Genomic DNA, 1,142 nt, shown 5'->3' on the forward strand with positions numbered 1-1,142 from the left:
GATCACGGTAAAACTACTTTAACAGCTGCTATCTCTGCAGTATTAACTAAAGTACACGGTGGTGAAGTTAAAGATTTCGCACAAATCGATAATGCTCCTGAAGAGCGTGAGCGTGGTATTACAATCAATACTTCTCACATCGAGTACGATACAGAAGTTCGTCACTACGCACACGTAGATTGTCCTGGTCACGCCGATTACATCAAAAACATGATCACCGGTGCTGCACAAATGGATGGCGCTATCTTAGTAGTTGCTGCTACAGATGGTCCTATGCCACAAACACGTGAGCACATCTTGTTATCACGTCAGGTTGGTGTTCCATATATCATCGTATTCATGAACAAATGTGATGTTGTGGATGACGAAGAATTACTAGAATTAGTAGAAATGGAAATTCGTGAACTTCTTTCTGAATATGACTTCCCAGGTGATGATTTACCGGTAATTCAAGGTTCAGCTTTAGGCGCTCTTCAAGGCGACGAAAAGTGGGAAGCAAAAATCATCGAACTTGCTGATCAATTAGATAACTACATTCCAGAGCCAGAGCGTGCAATCGACGGAGCATTCATCATGCCTATCGAAGATGTATTCTCAATTGCTGGTCGTGGTACTGTTGTTACAGGTCGTGTTGAGCGCGGTATCATCAAAATTGGTGAAGAAGTAGAAGTTGTTGGTATCCGTGATACTCAAAAATCTACTTGTACTGGTGTTGAAATGTTCCGTAAGCTTCTAGACGAAGGTCGTGCTGGCGAGAACTGTGGTGTACTTTTACGTGGTCTTAAGCGTGAAGATGTTGAACGTGGTCAAGTATTATGTAAGCCTGGTTCAATTTCACCTCATACAAAATTCGAATCAGAAGTCTACGTGTTAAGTAAAGATGAAGGTGGTCGTCATACACCATTCTTTAAAGGATACCGTCCACAGTTTTACTTCCGTACAACAGATATCACAGGTGCTGTAGAGCTTCCTGAAGGTGTTGAAATGGTAATGCCTGGCGACAACTTGAAATTTGTTGTAGAGCTAATCAACCCAGTAGCGATGGATGAAGGTTTACGCTTCGCTATCCGTGAAGGTGGTCGTACTGTTGGTGCTGGTGTTGTATCTAAAATCATCGCATAATTGCAGATTTTAGTTCTCAC

The 1,142-nt window shown here is 42.2% G+C and carries 1 protein-coding gene; it reads left to right on the top strand.

Features of this window, described 5'->3' with window-relative positions; all coding sequences use genetic code 11:
- Window positions 1–1,122, top strand: a 1,122-nt coding sequence (gene tuf / locus H4J66_RS05180; protein ID WP_182171416.1) for an elongation factor Tu, incomplete at its 5' end; no start/stop codon positions are given.
- Between the last annotated feature and the right edge of the window lie 20 nt (window positions 1,123–1,142).

Source organism: Colwellia sp. MB3u-55, from assembly GCF_014076785.1.
Taxonomy (GTDB): Bacteria; Pseudomonadota; Gammaproteobacteria; order Enterobacterales; family Alteromonadaceae; genus Colwellia_A.